This window comes from Vibrio sp. SCSIO 43136 (assembly GCF_023716565.1).
GTDB lineage: Bacteria > Pseudomonadota > Gammaproteobacteria > Enterobacterales > Vibrionaceae > Vibrio.
In genome coordinates this window covers 301406-322007 of sequence record NZ_CP071848.1, presented here as the reverse complement: position 1 = coordinate 322007, position 20602 = coordinate 301406, and the positions used below count along the sequence as shown (strand labels likewise).

21 protein-coding genes are annotated in these 20602 nt (G+C 46.9%); 12 read left to right on the top strand and 9 right to left on the bottom strand.

What is annotated here, in order from left to right; translation table 11 throughout:
* Positions 1-213 precede the first annotated feature (213 nt).
* The 7 genes from pyrB (at position 214) to J4N39_RS01595 (ending at position 6534) form a co-directional block, all read left to right on the top strand.
* Positions 214-1143, top strand: a complete 930-nt coding sequence (gene pyrB / locus J4N39_RS01625) for an aspartate carbamoyltransferase (RefSeq protein WP_252021372.1) — start codon at positions 214-216, stop codon at positions 1141-1143.
* A gap of 16 nt (positions 1144-1159) precedes the next feature.
* Positions 1160-1621, top strand: a complete 462-nt coding sequence (gene pyrI, locus J4N39_RS01620; RefSeq protein ID WP_252021370.1) for an aspartate carbamoyltransferase regulatory subunit — start codon at positions 1160-1162, stop codon at positions 1619-1621.
* A gap of 522 nt (positions 1622-2143) precedes the next feature.
* Entirely contained in the window at positions 2144-2779 is a 636-nt protein-coding gene (zrgA, locus tag J4N39_RS01615) for a zinc uptake protein ZrgA (protein WP_252021368.1), read from the top strand.
* 108 nt (positions 2780-2887) lie between these two features.
* Positions 2888-3598, top strand: coding sequence for an ABC transporter ATP-binding protein (locus J4N39_RS01610; RefSeq protein ID WP_252021366.1), 711 nt, complete (start codon positions 2888-2890; stop codon positions 3596-3598).
* On the top strand, positions 3595-4854 hold the full coding sequence (locus J4N39_RS01605) for an ABC transporter permease (RefSeq protein WP_252021364.1): 1260 nt from the start codon (positions 3595-3597) through the stop codon (positions 4852-4854). Before J4N39_RS01610 ends, J4N39_RS01605 begins: the two co-directional genes overlap by 4 nt.
* A gap of 10 nt (positions 4855-4864) precedes the next feature.
* Positions 4865-5368, top strand: coding sequence for a DUF3299 domain-containing protein (locus tag J4N39_RS01600; RefSeq protein WP_252021362.1), 504 nt, complete (start codon positions 4865-4867; stop codon positions 5366-5368).
* A gap of 272 nt (positions 5369-5640) precedes the next feature.
* Positions 5641-6534: a TIGR03899 family protein gene (locus tag J4N39_RS01595; RefSeq protein WP_252021359.1), complete on the top strand. Its 894-nt coding sequence runs from the start codon at positions 5641-5643 to the stop codon at positions 6532-6534.
* Between the two features lie 83 nt (positions 6535-6617).
* On the opposite strand, the gene cysC is transcribed toward J4N39_RS01595, so the two are convergent.
* The 5 genes from cysC to cobA all read right to left on the bottom strand — a co-directional run bounded on the left by cysC (position 6618) and on the right by cobA (position 12322).
* On the bottom strand, positions 6618-7244 hold the full coding sequence (gene cysC, locus J4N39_RS01590) for an adenylyl-sulfate kinase (RefSeq protein ID WP_252021357.1): 627 nt from the start codon (positions 7242-7244) through the stop codon (positions 6618-6620).
* A 23-nt stretch (positions 7245-7267) separates the two neighbouring features.
* Positions 7268-8992, bottom strand: coding sequence for an SLC13 family permease (locus J4N39_RS01585; protein ID WP_252021355.1), 1725 nt, complete (start codon positions 8990-8992; stop codon positions 7268-7270).
* Positions 8993-9080: 88 nt separating this feature from the next.
* Positions 9081-10502: a sulfate adenylyltransferase subunit CysN gene (cysN, locus tag J4N39_RS01580; protein WP_252021353.1), complete on the bottom strand. Its 1422-nt coding sequence runs from the start codon at positions 10500-10502 to the stop codon at positions 9081-9083.
* 17 nt (positions 10503-10519) lie between these two features.
* The gene (gene cysD, locus J4N39_RS01575; protein WP_252021351.1) at positions 10520-11428 is read right to left on the bottom strand and encodes a sulfate adenylyltransferase subunit CysD; all 909 of its coding nucleotides are present in this window, start codon (positions 11426-11428) and stop codon (positions 10520-10522) included.
* Positions 11429-11464: 36 nt separating this feature from the next.
* The gene (cobA, locus tag J4N39_RS01570) at positions 11465-12322 is read right to left on the bottom strand and encodes a uroporphyrinogen-III C-methyltransferase (protein ID WP_252021349.1); all 858 of its coding nucleotides are present in this window, start codon (positions 12320-12322) and stop codon (positions 11465-11467) included.
* Positions 12323-12633: 311 nt separating this feature from the next.
* Between cobA and cpdB the strand changes: the two genes are divergently transcribed.
* Both cpdB and J4N39_RS01560 read left to right on the top strand, forming a co-directional pair.
* On the top strand, positions 12634-14595 hold the full coding sequence (cpdB, locus tag J4N39_RS01565) for a 2',3'-cyclic-nucleotide 2'-phosphodiesterase (RefSeq protein ID WP_252021346.1): 1962 nt from the start codon (positions 12634-12636) through the stop codon (positions 14593-14595).
* A gap of 66 nt (positions 14596-14661) precedes the next feature.
* Positions 14662-15123 (top strand): GNAT family N-acetyltransferase, encoded by a 462-nt coding sequence (locus J4N39_RS01560; protein WP_252021344.1) that lies wholly within the window; start codon positions 14662-14664, stop codon positions 15121-15123.
* On the opposite strand, the gene J4N39_RS01555 is transcribed toward J4N39_RS01560, so the two are convergent.
* Complete coding sequence (locus tag J4N39_RS01555) at positions 15124-15693, bottom strand: LysM-like peptidoglycan-binding domain-containing protein (RefSeq protein ID WP_252021342.1); 570 nt, start codon at positions 15691-15693, stop codon at positions 15124-15126. It abuts the gene before it with no gap.
* A 128-nt stretch (positions 15694-15821) separates the two neighbouring features.
* On the opposite strand from J4N39_RS01555, the gene bamJ reads away from it, so the two are divergent.
* From bamJ to J4N39_RS01540, 3 genes are all read left to right on the top strand, one after another.
* Entirely contained in the window at positions 15822-16442 is a 621-nt protein-coding gene (gene bamJ, locus J4N39_RS01550; RefSeq protein WP_252021340.1) for a BamJ family beta-barrel-assembly machinery protein, read from the top strand.
* 91 nt (positions 16443-16533) lie between these two features.
* Positions 16534-17031 carry a DUF2780 domain-containing protein gene (locus tag J4N39_RS01545; RefSeq protein ID WP_252021338.1) on the top strand — a complete coding sequence of 166 codons (498 nt, stop codon included), beginning with the start codon at positions 16534-16536 and terminating at the stop codon, positions 17029-17031.
* A 183-nt stretch (positions 17032-17214) separates the two neighbouring features.
* On the top strand, positions 17215-18483 hold the full coding sequence (locus J4N39_RS01540) for an O-acetylhomoserine aminocarboxypropyltransferase/cysteine synthase family protein (protein WP_252021336.1): 1269 nt from the start codon (positions 17215-17217) through the stop codon (positions 18481-18483).
* A gap of 67 nt (positions 18484-18550) precedes the next feature.
* On the opposite strand, the gene rplQ is transcribed toward J4N39_RS01540, so the two are convergent.
* The 3 genes from rplQ to rpsD are packed head-to-tail and all read right to left on the bottom strand — an operon-like array spanning position 18551 to position 20601.
* Positions 18551-18937, bottom strand: a complete 387-nt coding sequence (rplQ, locus tag J4N39_RS01535; RefSeq protein WP_031493230.1) for a 50S ribosomal protein L17 — start codon at positions 18935-18937, stop codon at positions 18551-18553.
* A gap of 26 nt (positions 18938-18963) precedes the next feature.
* Positions 18964-19956, bottom strand: coding sequence for a DNA-directed RNA polymerase subunit alpha (locus J4N39_RS01530; RefSeq protein WP_252021334.1), 993 nt, complete (start codon positions 19954-19956; stop codon positions 18964-18966).
* Positions 19957-19980: 24 nt separating this feature from the next.
* Positions 19981-20601, bottom strand: a complete 621-nt coding sequence (gene rpsD / locus J4N39_RS01525; protein WP_252021332.1) for a 30S ribosomal protein S4 — start codon at positions 20599-20601, stop codon at positions 19981-19983.
* Position 20602: the final 1 nt, after the last annotated feature.

Sequence of the window (20602 nt, the reverse complement as noted above, 5' to 3'; positions counted from 1 at the left end):
TTGACGTAATCGCTTGCGCTCACAAAACTTCGGCGTATAATTCTCCGCAATTTGTCGGAGGAAACATCAATGCGCACAGTAGTGAATACTATGACTACTTTACACCGTAAGCCTACCTGCTTACTGCGCTGCCGTTGTTGTTCCCCAAAAGAATTTTAAAGCCTCCCTATTATAGGGAGGCTTTTTTATGGCACCACCATAGGGAAAAAGATCATGGCGAATACGCTCTATAATAAGCACATTATCTCCATTCCGGAGCTATCACGAGAAGAGCTAGAGCTTGTTGTGAAAACGGCAGGCCAGCTAAAAGCAGAACCTCAACCTGAGCTAATCAAAAACAAAGTGGTAGCAAGCTGCTTCTTTGAGCCATCTACCCGTACCCGTCTATCGTTTGAAACGGCTATCCAACGCATCGGCGGCGATGTGATCGGTTTTGATAGTGGCGGCAACACTTCGCTTGCGAAGAAAGGTGAAACCCTTGCCGACTCAGTACAAGTGATCTCATCTTACGTTGATGCTTTTGTCATGCGTCACCCACAAGAAGGGGCTGCTCGCCTAGCATCAGAATTCTCTAACGGCGTGCCTGTGATCAACGCTGGTGATGGAGCGAACCAACACCCTACTCAAACGCTACTAGACCTTTACACCATCTACGAAACTCAAGGCACATTAGACGGCCTGAATGTCGCATTTGTTGGTGACCTTAAGTATGGTCGTACCGTTCACTCGCTGACTCAAGCACTTGCGAAGTTCGATAACGTGCGTTTCTACTTTATCGCTCCAGACGCACTAGCCATGCCAGACTACATCTGTGAAGAGCTAGATGACGCAGGCATCAAATACAGCTTGCACACAGAAATGGAAGGTGTGATGAGTGAGCTTGATATCTTGTACATGACTCGCGTGCAAAAAGAGCGCTTTGATGAATCTGAATATGCACACATCAAGTCTGCCTATATTTTAACGGCAGCCACTTTGGAAGGTGCTAAAGAGAACCTAAAAGTGCTTCACCCTCTACCTCGTGTGGATGAAATCACGACCGACGTCGATAAGACCCCGCACGCTTACTACTTTGAACAGGCAACCAACGGGGTCTACGCCCGCGAAGCTTTGCTTGCTCTTGTACTTAACGAATCCCTGTAATTGGAGGAACAACATCATGGTTAAACAAAATCAATTACAGGTAGAAGCGATTTGCAACGGTACTGTTATCGACCACATTCCTGCCAATGTGGGGATTAAAGTGCTGCAATTGTTCGACATGCAAAACAGTGAGCAACGTATCACCGTTGGTCTTAACCTGCCTTCTTCAGCACTAGGTGCAAAAGATCTGCTGAAGATCGAAAACGTGTTTATGACCGAAGACCAAGCGCAAAAGCTGGCTCTTTACGCACCACAAGCCACCGTAAACCAGATCGAAGACTACAAAGTCGTTAAGAAGCTGGCGCTTAGCCTGCCAGAAACCATCAACGATATTTTTGAGTGCCCGAACTCAAACTGCATTACCCACAGCGAGCCTGTCGCCACCAGCTTCAAGCTGATCACCCGTGGCGAAGATGTGCGCTTAAAATGTAAGTATTGCGAGAAAGCTTTCTCGCGTGAAGTTGTTACAGAGCGTTAAGCACAGTAACCAAGATACATGCCCAGCAACACGCTGGGCTTTTTTCTATCTGCCCTATCTCTTTATTCCACCAAATATTTCCTTACTCATGTGAAGAATGACCTAGGTAACGCAATTGCATTATTGTGCAAAAATTGGCTTGATGGCCCAATGTTATAATATTACATTGTTAGGCAATGGATTTTGGGTAAGGGATAGCAGCCATGTCGAATCGTCTTCATACGAGTCTGAGCTTTCACTGTTTTAATCGATTATGCGCCTCAGTGCCACCACAAGATGCACGTAAATACCACGCTACAAAACTTAACCAACTTCCCTGCAAAAACTTTAACCCATGCCTAAAAAACCCTAGGCCGAAGCACTTAATGCGACTTACTGATGTCTTGAGAGCTTTAGGTCACCCATGGTCTTTCTACCTATCACGAGCTTTTAGCTTTCCATCAATACCACTTCGACCTTGATGACATTGAGTTAATTGCCCACAAACTAAATAACATAGCCAAATTCAATTTAGGATTTATCATGAACAAACCAATGACTTTGTCGCTGATTGCAACCGCCCTCCTCTCCACTAATGCACTAGCAGAAGGTGAATTCCGTCAACATGATGCGCATGTTCACGGTGTGGTTGAGTTCAATATCGCTCAAGATGCCAATCAACTACTGTTTGAAATCATCGCTCCTGGAGCGGATGTGGTTGGCTTTGAACACGCCCCAGAAAATCACGACCAAGAGCATAAAATTGAAGATGCCGAGGCCTTACTTAAAGACTCATCGAAACTATTCACCCTATCGGCGGCGGCAAAATGTACTTTGACCGAAGCTTTGGTGACTAACACGCTTGAGAAAGAGCATGACGATCACGGCCATGACCACGACAAACATGATCATGACAAGCATGACCACGATGAGCACCACGATCATGACCATGATAAGCACGACCACGATGAACACCATGATCATGACCACGGTGGACATGGTGAGTTTAATATTCAGTACCAATACGATTGTGAAAATGTTGACGCACTTAAAACAATCGATACAGCTTGGTTCAAACACTTCCCAAGTACGGAAGAAATCCACGTAAACTTGATCACTGATAACGCACAAGTTGCAACTGAATTGAAACCAAGTGGTCAAACTAAAATCGAGCTGTAACTTGTCTTGAATACGCAGGAGAATATTCTCCTACGATGGCAATGCCAATTCGCCCAAGCCCGAGGTCCCTCCCTAGGCTTGGGCTTTTACCTTGAGAGCCACCGATAGATGCCAAACAATCCAACGCAATCATTGATCACGTTACGTGACATTGAATTTAGCTGGGCAAAGGATAAGCCCGCCACACTCAAATTCTCGCAACTGGATATCAAAGCGGGAGAAAGGATATTTATTAAAGGTCCTAGTGGTAGCGGTAAGTCGACCCTATTAGGACTGTTAACCGGAATCATCACACCACAGTTAGGTCAGGTAAATCTGCTTGGCAACGATTTGGCACAAATGAAACAAAGCCAAAGAGATAGTTTCCGGGCCGATCATATCGGTTATATTTTTCAGCAATTTAACCTGATCCCGTACCTTTCTGTTATTGAGAATATTGTGCTTCCTTGCCACTTTTCAGCCGCTCGAAAACTAAGAGTTAGCAGTGAGTTAAAACAGCAAGCGCACAAACTATTAGAGCATCTAAAACTACCACCAGCGCTTTACCACTCCCCTGTGACGGAACTCAGTATTGGTCAACAGCAGCGTGTCGCCGCCGCTCGCGCCTTGATTGGCCAGCCAGAAATATTGATTGCCGATGAACCTACGTCGGCTCTAGACCATGACAACCGTGAAGCCTTTATTACCCTATTGATGGAAGAGGCCAAGCTAGCAGGCTCAACGCTGATTTTTGTCAGTCATGACCCAACGTTGGAACACCTATTTGACCGCTGCATCGACCTGACGCAATTGAACTTAGCCATGGGAGTCGCCTCATGAGTGCTACCTTAACCTTGGCTTGGAAAAGCTTAACCAACCGCAAAGCCACTGCACTTCTCACCGTACTGACCGTTGCAGTATCCGTCGTTTTGCTCATGGGTGTTGAACGGATTCGCACCCAAGCAAAAGCCAGCTTTGCCAATACAGTCTCTGGAACCGACCTGATTGTAGGATCTCGTTCAGGCCAAGTGAATTTGCTGCTCTATTCCGTATTTCGTATTGGTAACGCCACCAATAATATTGATTGGCGGAGCTTTGAGGAATTTAGCCAACATCGAGCGGTTAAATGGGCAATTCCTATGTCACTTGGAGACTCCCATCAGGGGTTTCGTGTCCTTGGGACCAACCAAGACTATTTTGAGCACTTCCGTTACGGCAAGAAACAACCGTTAAGCTTGTCGCAAGGGCGACCATTCAATACGCTGTTTGAAACCGTCATTGGCAGTGATGTGGCAAAAACACTGAATTATAAGGTGGGGGATGAAATCATCATCGCTCATGGTATCAGTGATAAAGCCTTCAACCGCCACGACAACCTGCCGTTTAAAATCGTTGGCATTTTTGCACCGACCGGCACACCTGTTGATAAAACTGTACATGTATCACTCGAAGCCATCGAAGCGATCCACGTCGGTTGGGAGTCTGGAGCAAAGTTGGGGCCAACACCTAGTGCTGAAGAGCTGGAAGCACTCAATTTTAAACCCAAGCAGATCACCTCATTTATGCTGGGTTTGAATTCCAAAATCCAAACCTTTGCTCTACAGCGCCAGATCAACACCTATCGCCAGGAGCCATTAAGTGCGATCTTACCAGGCATTGCTCTACATGAATTGTGGGGCATGATGTCCGTTGCCGAACAAGCACTACTTGCCGTCTCAGGGTTTGTGGTCGTCGCAGGGCTACTCGGTATGCTCAGTAGCTTACTGACCAGCTTGCAAGAACGCCGCCGCGAAATGGCGATTCTTCGAGCCATGGGGGCGAGACCTCGCCATATCTTCTTTTTGTTGATAAGCGAAGCAAGCGTGCTTACTTTTGCCGGGATTGTGGTCGGTATTGCACTGCTTTACTTGGGCATCGCTGCCATCACGCCTATCGTGGCGCAAGTATACGGTATCGCCTTAGAAATGACCGGGATCACTACTCACGAATGGTTACTTCTCGCATTAGTGCAATTTGCAGGAATAGTGATAGGATTCATTCCAGCATTTCGTGCCTATCGCCAATCGTTGGCCGATGGTATGACGATCAGAATTTAAGGATAAGCAAATGAAGAAAGTGTCACTATTGTTGGTTACTTGGTTATGCCTCATGCTAGGCGTAGCTCAAGTTGCACAGGCAAATGAAGATGTATTAACACTTGATTGGATTGACCTTGTCCCAGAAGCGGAGCGCAACCAGTTCAGTAGCGCAGGCATGCCACTGATTGACCACACCAACGCCAATCCAGAGCAAAGCAAGCTGGGCACTGTGCGCCAAGAACTCAATGGCAGTACGGTAAAAATCCCAGGATTTGTTATCCCACTGGAAGGTGATGCCAACACAGTCACTGAGTTCTTACTGGTGCCGTATTTTGGCGCTTGTATTCATGTGCCACCACCACCACCAAACCAGATCATCTATGTGAAGTTTGAAAAAGGTGCACCTATCCAGCAACTGTGGGACGTAATTTATGTCGTGGGCACATTAAAAACCGAAACGACTAATTCCGATCTGGCAGAAACAGGTTACTTAATTGATGGCACTGCAATAGAAGAGTACGACGATATGTGATGCTAGATGTGGCGGGTTAGTAGGCCAGGTTAAACCAATAGAAAACGACCAAGATAAACTAATACCGCCACATAAATCAGTAGCAGCACAGCAATCGAAAATGGACGACGAACACTGTTCCAGTTGAAAGACACAAACACCTCAAATTAACCACTTCGCAACAATTTTAACAAAATAAAACCCTCCGGCATAGCTAAAAGCTTGATTCAGTTCTAGGTTATTGGTAACCATACCTTCTATTGTTAATGCTCCACAGGAAGTAGGATCAACCGATGGCAGACACCAGTAAACCTGTAACCATAGATCAGCCCACCAGCAATGCGGGTAACCAGCGCAAAACTCGCAGCATTAAAGACAGTGCCAGTCGAGTGTTGCAGATTGCCGACACCTATGGTCTAGGGGCGTTACTTCAAGACGAGCCTCCACTCAATACCTTGCTCGACCGCTCTATCGAGAGACAAAAGAAGCGCCAAGAACTGCGACAGAAGAATCTTGAGCAAATCTTAAAATATGCCCACCTCAGCTGCCGTGACGAAGCGGCAGGAGACCCCGATCCAGACTGGTTGTATCGCTTCTTCGATATGGCGCAAGATATCCATAACACCTCGATGCAAAAACTGTGGAGTCAGGTACTTAAACGCGAAATCACCAACCCAGGGGCAACGTCAATGAAGGCCTTGTTGGTTCTCAAAGATATGTCGCCTAAAGAAGCGCAAACCCTGCAAAGAGCCGCATCACTGGCGTGCAGTTTTGGCGGAGATAACAGTAAAAAACTCTTGATGGGCTATCGAGCTAAGAGTGGCTTTTTGGGCTTTTACCGACGTGATGATACCAATGCAGTAAACTTAGGCGGACATAAGCTCCCCTACTCAAGCTTGCTGCATCTTATTGAGCTGGGCCTAGTTTTGGGGACAGAACTTGAATCCGGAGAGGTGGATTTTGACCCAGCATTAGTGTTGGATTATCAAGGAAAACAGCTGGCCTTGCAGCCGATGAGCAAAGGCATTCGACTAATTTACTATCGATTTAGCCCAACAGGAGATGAGCTGTGTAATCTACTGGGGAACAAGCCCAATATGGCTTACTACGACCAGTTAGTGGCACTGCTTAGCCAGAAGTTTACCTTGCAGACTGGTGCAGGTACCAACTTGGATGAAAGCGCCTAACCTACCTAGTGCGCTTATCGACCCCTCCCCTTTTCAAGCGGCCGGCGTCCGGGGGAGGACAGTTCTGCACTTGATTTTAATTTCTACACACCCGCAGCAATTACACCACGCTTCGCTAGATCTGCGACACACTCATCCACTAGCTCTTCAATAGATTTCTCACCAGCGGCCAGTTCTATCTCAGCGTTTAGTGGTGCTTCATACTCTGAATCAATCCCAGTAAAGTTTGGGATCTCACCAGCACGAGCTTTCTTATAAAGCCCCTTAGGATCACGAGACTCACACACCTCTAGTGAGGCATTAACATACACTTCAACAAACTCACCTTCAGGCAAAAGTTCTCGCACCATGGCACGCTCAGTACGGTGCGGTGAAATAAATGCCGACAGCACAATCAAGCCAGCATCCGCCATCAGTTTTGCCAACTCACCAATACGGCGAATATTCTCACGGCGATCTTGCGAAGAAAAGCCAAGGTCTTTACACAGACCATGACGTACATTATCTCCATCTAGCAGGTATGTATGATAGCCCAGCTGTGCAAGGCGAGTTTCTAGTGCGCCAGCGACGGTAGATTTACCAGCGCCAGATAACCCTGTGAACCACAACACCGCTGGGCGCTGGCCTTTTTGCTCAGCACGCTGTTCTTTGGTCACATTGTGCTGATGCCAAACTACATTTTCGTCTAAAGTTGCTGTCATACCTGTCATCCTTGAGTGCGTAATATGAACGCTTAAAAAGGGAAAAAATAAGGGATCAATGTCAGAACCAACACCGAGTAAACGATCGATACCGGTAATCCAACACGAATGTAATCACGAATGTGGTAGTTACCCACGCTGTAAACCAATAAATTGGTTTGGTAGCCATACGGCGAAATAAAGCTAGCACTAGCCCCAAACAACACCGCCATGATAAATGGCATCGGGTCGACTCCGTAGCCCACCGCCATGCTATAGCCTAGTGGAAACGCCAATGCCGCTGCGGCGTTATTAGTCACAAGCTCAGTTAACACTAACGTCAAAAAGTAAGTAGCCACCAGTGCGCCAAACACTCCCCAGCCATTAAATGCGGTGATAAACATCTCTCCAAGGCGCACAGATAGACCAGAGGACATCATGAGTTGAGCTAGCGTTAACGCACCACCAACAATAACCACAATCTCTAGCGGAAAACGGCGGCGTAGCTCACTCATATTGACAATACCGAGGGCGACCATCGCTAGCAGAAATACTGCTAAACCTTTTAGTAAGGGAAGCCAACCAAGCAGGGCTAAGCCAATCGCTGAGGCAAAGCCCCCCATAACCAAAGCGGATTTGTTGGCATCCAGTTTGGCACTCGAATCAAGGTCATTCACCAATACAAACTCTCGGCTAAGCGAGGTGCGCTGGGCTGCAAAGCCTTTGCCCGGCACTAATACCAAGGTGTCACCAGCGCTCAAAGTAATGTTACCTAAGCCGCCTTCGAGGCGCTCATGGCCACGGCGAATGGCGACCACCACGGCATCAAACCGATCACGAAACTGGCTCGATTTAAGCGTTTTATTGCAAATTGAGGCCGACGAACTGACCACCGCCTCAACGAAGTTTTGTCCATTGATATGGTGTTGACCAAATAGCGTCAAACCATCGATTTCTTGCAGGGTCGCCACACTCTCTACATCACCACAGAACAGTAGGCGGTCATTCGCCTCAAGTACAAAGTCTGGGTCAACAGAGGCCGTCGTTTCTCCTTTACGGATCACCTCGGCCAAATAGAGCTTTCTTAAGGCGCGTAGATTGTTTTGCGCCACACTCTTGCCTACCAGTGGAGAGTTTGGTTCAACCTTCGCTTCCAAAAAGTAGGGTAAATCGTCTTGGTGCCCTTCTTCATTGTTAGGCAGCAAGTAACTGAATGGGATCAGGATCAAAAGCCCGCCCACTAAAACGGATAGACCAATCAAGGTAGGCGTAAAAAAGCCCAAGCTCGGCAGCCCTGCATCTTCAACAAAGCTGTTAATAATAAGGTTGGTCGAGGTACCAATGAGCGTCAGCGTGCCTCCTAAAATGGCGGCGTAGCTCAATGGGATCAACAAGCGAGATGGTGAATGCTGCTGGTTACGTTTGATGGCACCAATCAGGGATACCACCACCGCAGTATTATTGGTAAAAGATGATAGCAGCGCCGTTGAGACGCCAAGTTTAGCGACGACTTCGCCTAAGCGACCACCACTGATATGACGACTGACCCAAGTGATTAACTGGGTCTTTTCTAACGCACTCGAAGCCAAAATAAGCAACACTAACGTGAGTAATGATGAATTAGTAAAGTTTGCGGCGATAGTACTGACATCGCTCATGCCAGTCAGAAAAGCGATCAAAGCAGCAGCAGAGAATATAAGGCTCGGCTTGATGCGAGTCACCAAAAGGCAAGCGACTATCGCAAACAATATTGCCAACACCATTCCTTGTTCCCACATACCACTGCTTCCTATCTATTTCTAACGGTCGATCTAGCAAGATCGCCGCTTGCTAGATCGAATCCACTGAGATCAACGCTCGCTAAAACTAAAGCTTGCTAAGATCTTTGGCATCCCAATGTGGGAAGTGCTTACGTACCAAGGCATTGAGCTCTAGTTCAAATTCACTGAACTGGCTCGAAGACTGGCTCGCTGGCTCCAAACGCTTACGGATCATACCTGCACCGACCGTGACATTGCTTAGACGGTCGATAATGATGAACCCACCAGTGTCTTGGCTATCGAAGTAACGGTCCAGCGCCACGTTGTCATTAAGTTGCCATTCACATAATGCGATACCGTTGAGTGGCACAGATTCAGCTGCGTGCTCAGTCAGGTGGTTAATGTCGTATTGATGCTCGATGTTTGATACTTGGCCAACGGTTTTTTTGCCCGCAATCTTAATGTCGTATGCTTTACCCGCCACTAATGGCTCTTCCGTCATCCACACCACATCTGCTAATACTTGGTTAGTCGACTTAACGTCGGCATTTTCCAACACGATCAGATCACCACGACTGATATCGATCTCATCGGCCAGTGTCAGCGTGACGGCTTGACCGGCTGATGCTTGCTCAAGATCGCCATCAAAAGTAACAATGCGAGAAACCGTAGAAGTTTTGCCTGAAGGTAGTGTCTTGACTTCATCACCTACTTTCACGCTGCCTGACGCAATCGTGCCGGCAAAACCACGAAAATCGAGGTTTGGTCGGTTAACGTATTGCACAGGGAAACGGAAGGCTCCATCGTTTTGACGTACGCCGACTTCAACACTTTCTAGCAGCTCAAGTAAGGTTGCACCTTTAAACCAAGGGGTTTGAGCGCTGAGCTCCACCACGTTATCGCCTTCAAGGGCTGATAGCGGCACCAAATCGATATTGATGTCTTGCGGCAACTTCTTAGCAAACTCTTGGTAATCCGCTGAGATCTGCTCGTAACGGTCTTGGGAAAACTCCACCAGATCCATTTTGTTAACAGCAACAATGAACTGCTTGATGCCTAGCAGACCTGCGATAAATGAGTGGCGACGCGTTTGATCCAAGATCCCTTTACGTGCATCCACCAAGATCACCGCAACATCACAAGTGGATGCGCCTGTTGCCATATTACGGGTGTACTGTTCGTGCCCCGGAGTATCTGCGATGATGAACTTACGAGTTTGAGTTGAGAAATAGCGATAAGCGACATCGATAGTAATGCCCTGCTCTCGCTCGGCTTGTAAGCCGTCAACTAGCAGTGCCAAGTCAGGGCGCTCACCTGTAGTACCGACACGTTGAGAGTCAGAGTGCACTGCCGCCAACTGATCTTCATAGATCTGCTTAGTATCGTGGAGCAAACGACCAATTAGGGTACTTTTGCCATCATCGACAGAACCACAAGTCAAAAAGCGTAATAGTGATTTATGTTGGTGTTGGTTGAGGTATCCCTCGATACCCAACTGCGCTAGCTGCGCTTCTACCGCACTGTTCATTTTTAATTCCTCAATCCTTAGAAGTAACCTTGACGCTTTTTGAGCTCCATCGATCCCGATTGATCGTGGTCTATCGCACGTCCTTGGCGCTCACTCGATGTCGCCACCAACATCTCTTCAATAATGCCCGTTAGGGTATTTGCTTCCGACTCCACGGCCCCTGTTAACGGGTAGCAGCCAAGCGTTCTAAATCGCACACTCTTGTGTTCAATCTTTTCGCCTTCTTGCAGCTCCATGCGATCGTCATCAACCATGATCAACATGCCATCACGCTCAACGACTGGCCGCTTGTCGGCAAGATATAGCGGTACGATTTCGATATTCTCTAGATAGATGTATTGCCAAATATCCAGCTCAGTCCAGTTTGAAAGTGGGAACACACGGATGCTCTCGCCTTTATTAACCTGGCCGTTGTACGTTTTCCAAAGCTCTGGACGTTGGTTTTTAGGGTCCCAAGTGTGGTTCTTGTCACGGAATGAATACACACGCTCTTTGGCACGAGATTTCTCTTCGTCACGTCGTGCACCACCAAAAGCCGCATCGAAACCATATTTATCTAACGCTTGCTTCAAGCCTTGGGTCTTCATGATGTCGGTGTGCTTAGATGAGCCGTGAACAAACGGGCTACAGCCCATCGCCAGACCTTCTGGGTTCTTATGAACCAAAAGCTCAAAGCCGTATTTCTCGGCGGTGCGATCACGAAACTCAATCATCTCTTTGAATTTCCAATCGGTATCCACGTGCAGCAGTGGGAACGGGATCTTGCCCGGATAAAATGCTTTACGTGCTAAATGAAGCATTACCGAAGAGTCTTTACCGATCGAATACATCATCACCGGGTTATCAAACTCTGCCGCTACTTCACGAATAATGTGGATGCTTTCAGCTTCCAGTTGTTGCAGGTGAGTCAATCTTTGCTTGTCCATGGTCTTTACGCTTCCTTAATTCGTCAAAGTCTTGGCTTATGCAAAACCGTTTGCCACTAGTGGCTCTGATTTTTGAGTTGGGTTGAACCAGTTGAGCTGCTCTGACAGAGCCACTACCTCACCTACCACGATTAAAGCCGGAGCTTCAGCCTGGCTGGCGAGTTGGGATAACTGATTAAGCTGACCTTTGAACACTCGCTGATTCGCTTGAGTACCTCGTTCAATGATCGCAATAGGGGTTGTTGCTGCTCGCCCGTGGGCAATCAGCTGTTGTTGGATATGAGCCGATTTCATCAGCCCCATGTAAATCACCAGTGTTTGCTTGCCACGTGCCAGCGTTGACCAGTCCATTTGATCGCTATCAGCCTTTAGATGACCGGTAACAAACAGTGCCGACTGGGCGTAATCACGGTGAGTCAGTGGAATACCTGCGTAGGCCGTTGCCCCCGCAGCCGCAGTAATACCAGGCACGACTTGAAATGCGATGCCTGATTGAGCAAGTTCTTGAAGCTCTTCACCGCCACGACCAAATACAAAAGGATCGCCGCCTTTAATGCGCACCACTTTGTTGCCTTGCTTGGCAAAATCGACCAACAGCTGATTGGTGGTCTGCTGCGGCACACTGTGATGGCCTGCTCGCTTACCGACACAAACCAATTGTGCGTCTGGATTTACCAGCTGCATGATTTCGTCAGAGACTAGGTAGTCGTACAACACAACGTCTGCGTGTTGTAGGTAACGCAGAGCTTTAATGGTGAGAAGATCGGGATCTCCAGGGCCTGCGCCGACGATGGCAACTTCACCATGGCGCAAACTGGCGTATTTGTTACTGGAGCCTACAAGGCTCGGCTTACCTTTTGGTAGCGTCGTCAAATTGCTTGGTGAGTTGGTCATTGCTCGACATCCCTATTTCTTGAATGAAGGCATTATGACCACCCTTTGTTATTACCTGAAATTCTAAAATTTCATTTTTTATGCGAAAAGTTGATAAGGAGTTAAAAAAGTTGCAGCGGACCTCACCGTTAGAGATCAATAAAAGCTTCTGCCTGAAAGGAAAAATTCATAATTAGCGGCTATTTTTGTTTCAGAGATAACAGTTTAGCAAATCAATATTCGAGATAGATCACATTAAACTGACGCATAGAAAATTCATTGCACAACATTTTGTTACATTAGTCAGGTTAATAAACCCATTGGAGTAAATCATGAAACTGGCCGTTAAACCGCTTACCCTCGCAGTGCTCAGTGGCATGATGCTGACAGCAAACCCTGTATTCGCTGACACCATCAAACTACGTATCATTGAAACTACCGACATTCACACCAACTTGATGGATTACGATTATTACAAAGATAAACCATCGCAAAAAATTGGTCTGACCCGTGCAGCAAGCTTGGTAAAACAGGCTCGAGGTGAAGTAACAAACAGCGTGCTAGTAGACAATGGTGATTTACTTCAAGGCAGCCCAATGGGTGACTATATGGCCTCAAAAGGCATCAAGCCTGGCGAGCTACACCCAGCTTATAAAGCAATGAACCAACTTGACTATGATGTAGGTAACATTGGTAACCACGAGTTTAACTACGGCTTAGACTTCCTCAAAGAAAGTATCAATGATGCAAACTTCCCTTACATCAGTGCTAACGTTTTTGACGCTAAAACGGGCGAGCATTACTTCAAGCCATACATCATTAAAACCCATACCTTTAAAGATAACGATGGCAATGACCAAGAAGTGCAAATTGGTTACATCGGTTTCGTGCCTCCACAGATCATGGTGTGGGATAAAAAAAACCTAGAAGGCAAAGTTACTGCAGCAGACATTAAAGAAACTGCTGAAAAGCTGGTACCTCAGATGAAAGCTGAAGGTGCGGATATCATCGTCGCCGTACCTCACTCAGGTCTAGCAAGTGACCCTTACAAGCGTGGCGCAGAAAACTCCACCTATTACTTAGCAGACGTTGAAGGCATTGACGCTATCGCCTTTGGTCACTCACACGCTGTTTTCCCAGGTAAGGGCTTTGACAATATTCAAGGCGTTGATAACAAGAAAGGCACCATTAATGGTGTTGCTGCCGTTATGCCGGGCCGTTGGGGCAGCCACGTGGGCGTGATGGATCTTGTGCTAAAGCAAGAAGGTGATGATTGGAATGTCGTCGATGCGATGACTGAAGCTCGCCCTATCTTCGACAAGAAGACCAAGCAAGCACTAGTTGACGCTGATACGGCGATGGTTGAAGTACTAAAAGAAGACCATGCTGGCACTCGTGAGTTTGTTAACCAACCAATTGGTAAAGCTAGCGATGTTATGTATAGCTTCCTTGCATTGGTGCAAGATGACCCAACAGTACAGATTGTAAACCTTGCGCAAAAAGACTATGTCGAGCGTTTCATCCAAGGTGACCCAGACCTCGACGGTATCCCGGTACTTTCTGCGGCAGCACCGTTTAAAGCCGGCGGTCGTAAAAATGACCCTGCTAACTTCACTGAAGTGGAGTCAGGTCAGCTAACCTTCCGTAACGCTGCCGATTTATACCTCTATCCAAACACACTTGTTGCTCTTAAGGTAACAGGCCATGAAGTGAAAGAATGGCTGGAGTGTAGCGCAGGCCAATTCAATCAAATCGATGTGACGTCGAGTAAGCCTCAGTCATTGATCGATTGGGATGGCTTCCGCACCTACAACTTCGATGTGATGGATGGCGTAAACTATCAAATCGATATTACGCAACCGGCGAAGTACAACGGTAACTGTAAAGTGATCAATCCTGATTCAGAGCGTGTGGTTAACCTGACTTTCCAAGGTAAACCTATCGACCTAAAACAAGACTTTATCATTGCGACCAACAACTACCGCGCCTACAGCAACAAGTTCCCAGGAACTGGTTCTGCATTTGTTGCCTTTGACTCTCCAGATGAGAACCGAACTGTATTGGCAAACTACATCACTAACGTTAGCCGAGACAAAGGCCAAGTGGTACCTAGCGCCGACAACAACTGGTCTTTCGCACCAGTGAAGAGCGACACTAAGCTAGATATTCGCTTTGAGACATCACCGAGTGACAAAGCCAAACAGTTCATTGGTAATAAAGCACAATACCCTATGGAGCGTGTGGCGACCGATGATGTTGGTTTTGGTGTTTACCGAATCGACCTACAAAAATAACCCACAAGCGATTAGAATCAAACCGCAGCCCTGTGCTGCGGTTTTTTAGTTTAAGGAGTTGCCCTGATGTACCAATGGAAATGCCTACCGTTTGAATCTTTGTCTAATCATCAGCTGTACGAGCTATTGAAACTAAGAGTCGATGTATTTGTCGTAGAACAAAACTGCCCTTACCCAGAACTAGATGGCAAAGATACGCTAACGAGCACTTATCACTTATTGGGCTATCAAGGCGACGAATTGGTGGCGTGTGCAAGGTTATTGGATAAAGATGTCAGCTATGCAGGGGCAAGTAGTATTGGTCGAATCGCAACTAAAGCTTCGGCACGTGGTCATCGATTAGGTCATAAGCTAATGGAGCAAGCACTCACTAACATGGAGACACTATTTCCCGACCATGTCATCGAGATTGGGGCTCAAGAGCACTTGCAAGGTTTTTACAACCAACATGGGTTTATCGCTTATAGCGATTCTTATCTCGAAGACGGTATTCCCCATATCGATATGAGAAGAGCCGTTAGTCAGTAGTTACTTACTACGACCAAAGCCGCCATCAGATAGACGGAAAAACATCACTGCCCCACCTTGTTTTTCGACTTGAATAATATCTAGCTCGCCGTTATTAGTGAGCTTATAACGAACCAACTGACCTTTTTTGATTTGGCTTAATGGCTTGTCACTGCCTTCAATTCTAGCCAGTGCGTTCAAGTCACTCATGGGCAAACCGTTGGTGCGAAAAACTTTAGCCAAAGTATCCCCCGACTTAACGGTGTACTCTTTCCAAGGGATCTCTTTCGGCGCTGCGACTCGGTCATTTTTTTGCTCGCTAAGCCCAGTGGTATTGAGCTCGACCGTCTTTCGGCTCTCTTCACCTTGCTCACTATTGCTCATTTCTGGCAATGAGGTAGGGCTTGGCAACAGCAACAAAACGACAACAACGACAGCAATTGCAGCAATAATCCTTTGATGCAGTTTAGGTAAACGGTCGCGATAGCTCTTTAACTGACTAAGAGCTTGTTTGAAGTCGAGGTCTTGCCATTGGCGCTGCAACTTGTCACCAAATGATTCGGTTCTTTTTTTACGTTGACGTCGATTCATACCTTACTGCTCAAGATTACCGTGAAACCTAGCTACATATTGGCATTTAACGTTTCTTCACGCTAGTAGAACTGGTATGCTTTCGAGGCACAAATCTGTAAAAAATCACATTTTTTAAGAGAGACACCATGTCTGAAATCAAACTAGAAACTGTAGAGCAAAAAGCTAGCTACGGTATCGGTCTACAAATGGGTCAGCAACTTGCGGGTTCTGGTCTTGAAGGTCTAAACGTTGACGCTATCGCTAAAGGTATTGCGACAGCTCTTACTGGTTCAATGCCAGAAATCGAAGTTGACGAGATCAACAACGCACTTCAAGAAATCCACACTCGCGCTCAAGCAGCTCGTGAAGAACAAGCGAAAGCTGCTGCAGCTGACGGCGAAGCGTTCCTAAAAGATAACGCTCTACGTTCTGAAGTAACAGTTCTTGAGTCTGGTCTTCAGTACGAAATCATCACTGAAGGCACTGGTGAGATCCCAACTTCTGACAAGCAAGTTCGCGTACACTACCACGGTCAACTGACTGACGGCACTGTATTTGACAGTTCTGTAGAGCGTGGTCAACCTGCTGAGTTCCCTGTAACTGGCGTTATCGCTGGTTGGGTTGAAGCTCTACAGCTAATGCCTGTTGGTTCGAAGTGGAAACTATACATCCCACAAGATCTAGCATACGGTGAGCGTGGCGCAGGCGCAGCTATCCCTCCTTATGCTGCACTAGTATTCGAAGTTGAGCTTCTAGACATTCTGTAATGTCTCAACTTTTGGAATTATAAAGCGATGCCAAGGCATCGCTTTTTTTGTATATTGAAAAAGTAACCAATCACAAACCAAGGATGCTGTGATGAAGAAAACTCTAACAATAATCGCTCTCTGCTCATTCATTTTTAGCCAGCCAAGTTATGCTTTCCTCAACCTAAGTAAAGACAAAGATACCTCGGCAGATAGTCAATCACTCACAGCCCTTGCAGGAGATGTGCTCGGTCAAAGCCAAAGTGTCAGCGACTCTCCTTTGGTAAGCCTGCTTACTGATAACCTAGGTGTTAGCTCAACTCAAGCCGCTGGTGGTGCCGGTGCATTGCTGTCTCTCGCATCTAGCCAATTAGGGAGTTCACAGCAGTCTGAGCTAACTAGCCTGATTCCGGGAATGGATTCGTTAAACAGTTCGGTACCAGGGCTTTCAAGCCTTACGAGTAATATGGACGGTGTTAACAAAGTATTCAGTTCATTGGGTCTAGACCCTTCTTTGGTCAGTCAATTTGCCCCCGTGATTTTGCAATACCTCACCAGCCAAGGCGCTTCCCAAGGCTTGCTTGGTTCACTAACGAGCTTATGGCAATAAACCTGTAACAATACCAATGCTACTAATTATCTGAACAGACTAGCTGGTGCACATAATTAGTAGCATTGGTCTAAACTCGCCAGTGACGACGTGAACACTTTTCAACCATGCGCATGATCTTTGTGCTTACTCATGCCATGCTGACTGTTACTTATAAAATCTGTTCACAGTCAAGGAAGTGCGATGAAAGACGAAACACTGGCGATACACCACGGCTACCAAACCGACCCAACCACCAAATCAGTAGCCACGCCAATCTATCAAACCGTTGCTTATGAGTTCGATAGTGCTCAGCACGGGGCTGACCTGTTCAATCTCGAAGTCCCGGGCAATATCTACACCCGAATCATGAACCCTACCAACGATGTTCTAGAACAACGCATGGCTGCACTCGAAGGTGGTTTAGCCTCTTTGGTGGTCAGTGCTGGTAGCGCTGCTATTAACTACGCCATCTTAGCGCTCGCTCAGGCGGGCGATAACATCGTATCGACCCCACAGCTCTATGGTGGCACCTATACCCTTTTTGCCCACATGCTTCCCAATCAGGGCATTGAAGTTCGCTTCGCCAAAGATGATAAACCAGAATCTCTCGCTGAGCTTATCGATGACAAGACCAAGGCTGTCTACTGTGAGTCCATTGGTAATCCAGCGGGCAATATCGTCGACATTGAAGGGATTGCAACGCTAGCCCATGCGCAAGGTGTACCCGTCATTGTCGACAACACCGTCGCCACTCCAGTGTTGTGTAAACCTATTGAGTTTGGTGCAGATATTGTCGTGCACTCGCTGACAAAATATGTTGGTGGTCATGGCACAACGCTTGGGGGTGTAATCGTTGATTCAGGCAAATTCCCTTGGGCTGAGCACAAAGAGCGCTTCCCGGTGCTTAATCAACCTGAGCCTTCGTATCATGGTGTGGTGTATACCGAAGCTTTTGGTGCCGCAGCTTTTATCGGCCGTGTTCGTACTGTGCCTTTACGTAATACCGGCGCAGCACTATCACCGATGAATGCTTTTATGTTGATGCAGGGCTTAGAAACCTTACCGCTACGAATGGAGCGTCACTGCGAAAATGCGCTTAAAGTTGCTGAGTTTTTAGAGAAGCACGATAAAGTCAGCTGGGTAAGTTATGCCGGACTCAAAGAGTCTGAGTTCTATTCGTTGGCAGAAAAATATATGGATGGAAAGCCTTCGGCGATCCTTTCATTTGGTCTTAAAGATGGCTACGACGCAGGTGTACGTTTTTATGATGCGCTAAAACTTGTGAAGCGATTAGTGAATATTGGTGATGCTAAAACACTCGCGTGTCATCCAGCATCCACCACTCACCGCCAACTAGAACCATCAGAACAAGCCCAAGCGGGAGTATCGCCTGAGATGATCCGTCTATCTGTTGGTATCGAACACATCGATGACATATTAGAAGATCTCAATCAGGCACTGCAGGCCTAATTCCTGTCCATTAAACGCAAAAAAGCCGAGCTTGCGCTCGGCTTTTTAGTTCTTACGAACTTACTGATTACTCAGCAGCAGCTTCTTCAGATGCTTCTGGGCGATCTACAAGCTCAATGTAAGCCATTGGAGCTTTATCACCAGCACGGAAGCCAGCTTTTAGGATACGAGTGTAACCGCCCTGACGAGCAGCAAAACGTGGACCTAGTTCGTTAAATAGTTTTGCAACAACTTCGTTATCACGAGTGCGTGCAAATGCTAGACGACGGTTAGCAACACTGTCAGTCTTAGCTAGTGTAATCAAAGGCTCAACTACGCGACGTAGCTCTTTTGCTTTTGGCAAAGTAGTCTTGATAACTTCATGACGTACTAGAGAGCTAGCCATGTTGCTGAACATCGCTTTGCGATGACTGCTGTTGCGGTTGAGTTGACGACCACTCTTACGATGGCGCATGACCTAATCCTTCTAACTAGTATCGATTAATCTTCAGCGATAGACGCTGGTGGCCAGTTTTCTAGGCGCATGCCCAGAGACAGACCACGTGATGCAAGTACGTCTTTAATCTCAGTAAGAGATTTTTTACCAAGGTTTGGCGTTTTAAGTAGCTCAACCTCAGTGCGCTGTACAAGATCACCGATGTAGTGAATCGCTTCTGCTTTCAGACAGTTAGCAGAGCGAACTGTTAGTTCAAGATCGTCTACAGGACGTAGTAGGATCGGATCGAACTCCGGCTTCTCTTCTTTCTCTTCTGGAACACGAATGTCACGAAGATCAACGAAGGCATCTAGTTGCTCAGCAAGAATAGTTGCTGAACGACGGATAGCTTCTTCAGGATCTAGCGTACCGTTAGTTTCCATATCGATAACAAGTTTATCCAAGTCAGTACGCTGCTCAACACGCGCTGCTTCAACTGCGTAGGCAATTTTGTCTACTGGGCTGAATGTTGCGTCTACAAGCAAACGACCGATTGGACGCTCGTCTTCTTCAGTGTGAATACGAGCTGAAGCAGGAACATAACCACGACCACGTTCAACTTTGATGCGCATAGCGATCTCAGCGTTGTCATCCGTTAGGTGACAAATAACGTGCTCTGGGTTAGCGATCTCAACATCACCATCATGGGTGATGTCACCTGCAACAACAGGGCCCGAGCCAGACTTGTTCAGTGTAATAAACACTTCATCTTTGCCTTCGGCCACTTTTACAGCTAGACCTTTCAGGTTAAGAAGGATCTCAAGGATATCTTCTTGTACACCTTCTTTGGTGCTGTACTCGTGAAGCACACCTTCAATCTCTACCTCAGTTACTGCGCAACCAGGCATAGAAGATAGAAGGATGCGACGAAGCGCGTTACCTAGAGTATGGCCAAAACCACGCTCTAACGGCTCTAGGGTTACTTTTGCGTGTGTCGTGCTGATCTGTTCGATGTCAACAAGACGTGGCTTAAGAAATTCTGTTACAGAACCCTGCATTGTGTCCTCTCTTTAATTTAAACCTTACTTAGAGTAAAGCTCGACGATCAGGTGTTCGTTGATGTCAGCTGACAGGTCAGAACGCTCAGGCATACGCTTGAATGTACCTTCCATTTTGCCACCATCGACTTCAATCCAAGTTGGTTTTTCGCGTTGTTCAGCAACTTCTAGAGCTGCTTTGATGCGAGATTGCTGTTTAGCTTTCTCACGGATAGAAACAACGTCGTTAGCCGCAACTTTGAATGAAGGAACGTTTACAACTTTACCGTTAACTAGGATAGCTTTGTGGCTAACTAGCTGACGAGATTCAGCGCGAGTTGCACCAAAGCCCATACGGTAAACTACGTTATCAAGACGACCTTCAAGAAGCTGAAGCAGGTTTTCACCTGTGTTGCCTTTAAGGCGTGCAGCTTCTTTGTAGTAGTTACGGAATTGTTTTTCTAGAACGCCGTACATACGACGAACTTTTTGCTTCTCACGAAGCTGAACGCCATAGTCAGATAGACGACCGCGACGAGCGCCGTGTACACCTGGTGCGTTATCAATTTTACACTTGGTATCGATCGCGCGAACACCAGACTTAAGGAATAAGTCAGTGCCTTCACGACGGCTAAGCTTCAGCTTAGGACCCAAATATCTTGCCATG

Excerpts from the sequence above, each read along its gene's own strand:
- pyrB (WP_252021372.1), top strand. The coding sequence starts at position 214 with ATGGCGAATACGCTCTATAATAAGCACATTATCTCCATTCCGGAGCTA.
- pyrI (WP_252021370.1), top strand. The coding sequence starts at position 1,160 with ATGGTTAAACAAAATCAATTACAGGTAGAAGCGATTTGCAACGGTACT.
- zrgA (WP_252021368.1), top strand. The coding sequence starts at position 2,144 with ATGAACAAACCAATGACTTTGTCGCTGATTGCAACCGCCCTCCTCTCC.
- J4N39_RS01610 (WP_252021366.1), top strand. The coding sequence starts at position 2,888 with ATGCCAAACAATCCAACGCAATCATTGATCACGTTACGTGACATTGAA.
- J4N39_RS01605 (WP_252021364.1), top strand. The coding sequence starts at position 3,595 with ATGAGTGCTACCTTAACCTTGGCTTGGAAAAGCTTAACCAACCGCAAA.
- J4N39_RS01600 (WP_252021362.1), top strand. The coding sequence starts at position 4,865 with ATGAAGAAAGTGTCACTATTGTTGGTTACTTGGTTATGCCTCATGCTA.
- J4N39_RS01595 (WP_252021359.1), top strand. The coding sequence starts at position 5,641 with ATGGCAGACACCAGTAAACCTGTAACCATAGATCAGCCCACCAGCAAT.
- cysC (WP_252021357.1), bottom strand. The coding sequence starts at position 7,244 with ATGACAGGTATGACAGCAACTTTAGACGAAAATGTAGTTTGGCATCAG.
- J4N39_RS01585 (WP_252021355.1), bottom strand. The coding sequence starts at position 8,992 with ATGTGGGAACAAGGAATGGTGTTGGCAATATTGTTTGCGATAGTCGCT.
- cysN (WP_252021353.1), bottom strand. The coding sequence starts at position 10,502 with ATGAACAGTGCGGTAGAAGCGCAGCTAGCGCAGTTGGGTATCGAGGGA.
- cysD (WP_252021351.1), bottom strand. The coding sequence starts at position 11,428 with ATGGACAAGCAAAGATTGACTCACCTGCAACAACTGGAAGCTGAAAGC.
- cobA (WP_252021349.1), bottom strand. The coding sequence starts at position 12,322 with ATGACCAACTCACCAAGCAATTTGACGACGCTACCAAAAGGTAAGCCG.
- cpdB (WP_252021346.1), top strand. The coding sequence starts at position 12,634 with ATGAAACTGGCCGTTAAACCGCTTACCCTCGCAGTGCTCAGTGGCATG.
- J4N39_RS01560 (WP_252021344.1), top strand. The coding sequence starts at position 14,662 with ATGTACCAATGGAAATGCCTACCGTTTGAATCTTTGTCTAATCATCAG.
- J4N39_RS01555 (WP_252021342.1), bottom strand. The coding sequence starts at position 15,693 with ATGAATCGACGTCAACGTAAAAAAAGAACCGAATCATTTGGTGACAAG.
- bamJ (WP_252021340.1), top strand. The coding sequence starts at position 15,822 with ATGTCTGAAATCAAACTAGAAACTGTAGAGCAAAAAGCTAGCTACGGT.
- J4N39_RS01545 (WP_252021338.1), top strand. The coding sequence starts at position 16,534 with ATGAAGAAAACTCTAACAATAATCGCTCTCTGCTCATTCATTTTTAGC.
- J4N39_RS01540 (WP_252021336.1), top strand. The coding sequence starts at position 17,215 with ATGAAAGACGAAACACTGGCGATACACCACGGCTACCAAACCGACCCA.
- rplQ (WP_031493230.1), bottom strand. The coding sequence starts at position 18,937 with ATGCGCCATCGTAAGAGTGGTCGTCAACTCAACCGCAACAGCAGTCAT.
- J4N39_RS01530 (WP_252021334.1), bottom strand. The coding sequence starts at position 19,956 with ATGCAGGGTTCTGTAACAGAATTTCTTAAGCCACGTCTTGTTGACATC.
- rpsD (WP_252021332.1), bottom strand. The coding sequence starts at position 20,601 with ATGGCAAGATATTTGGGTCCTAAGCTGAAGCTTAGCCGTCGTGAAGGC.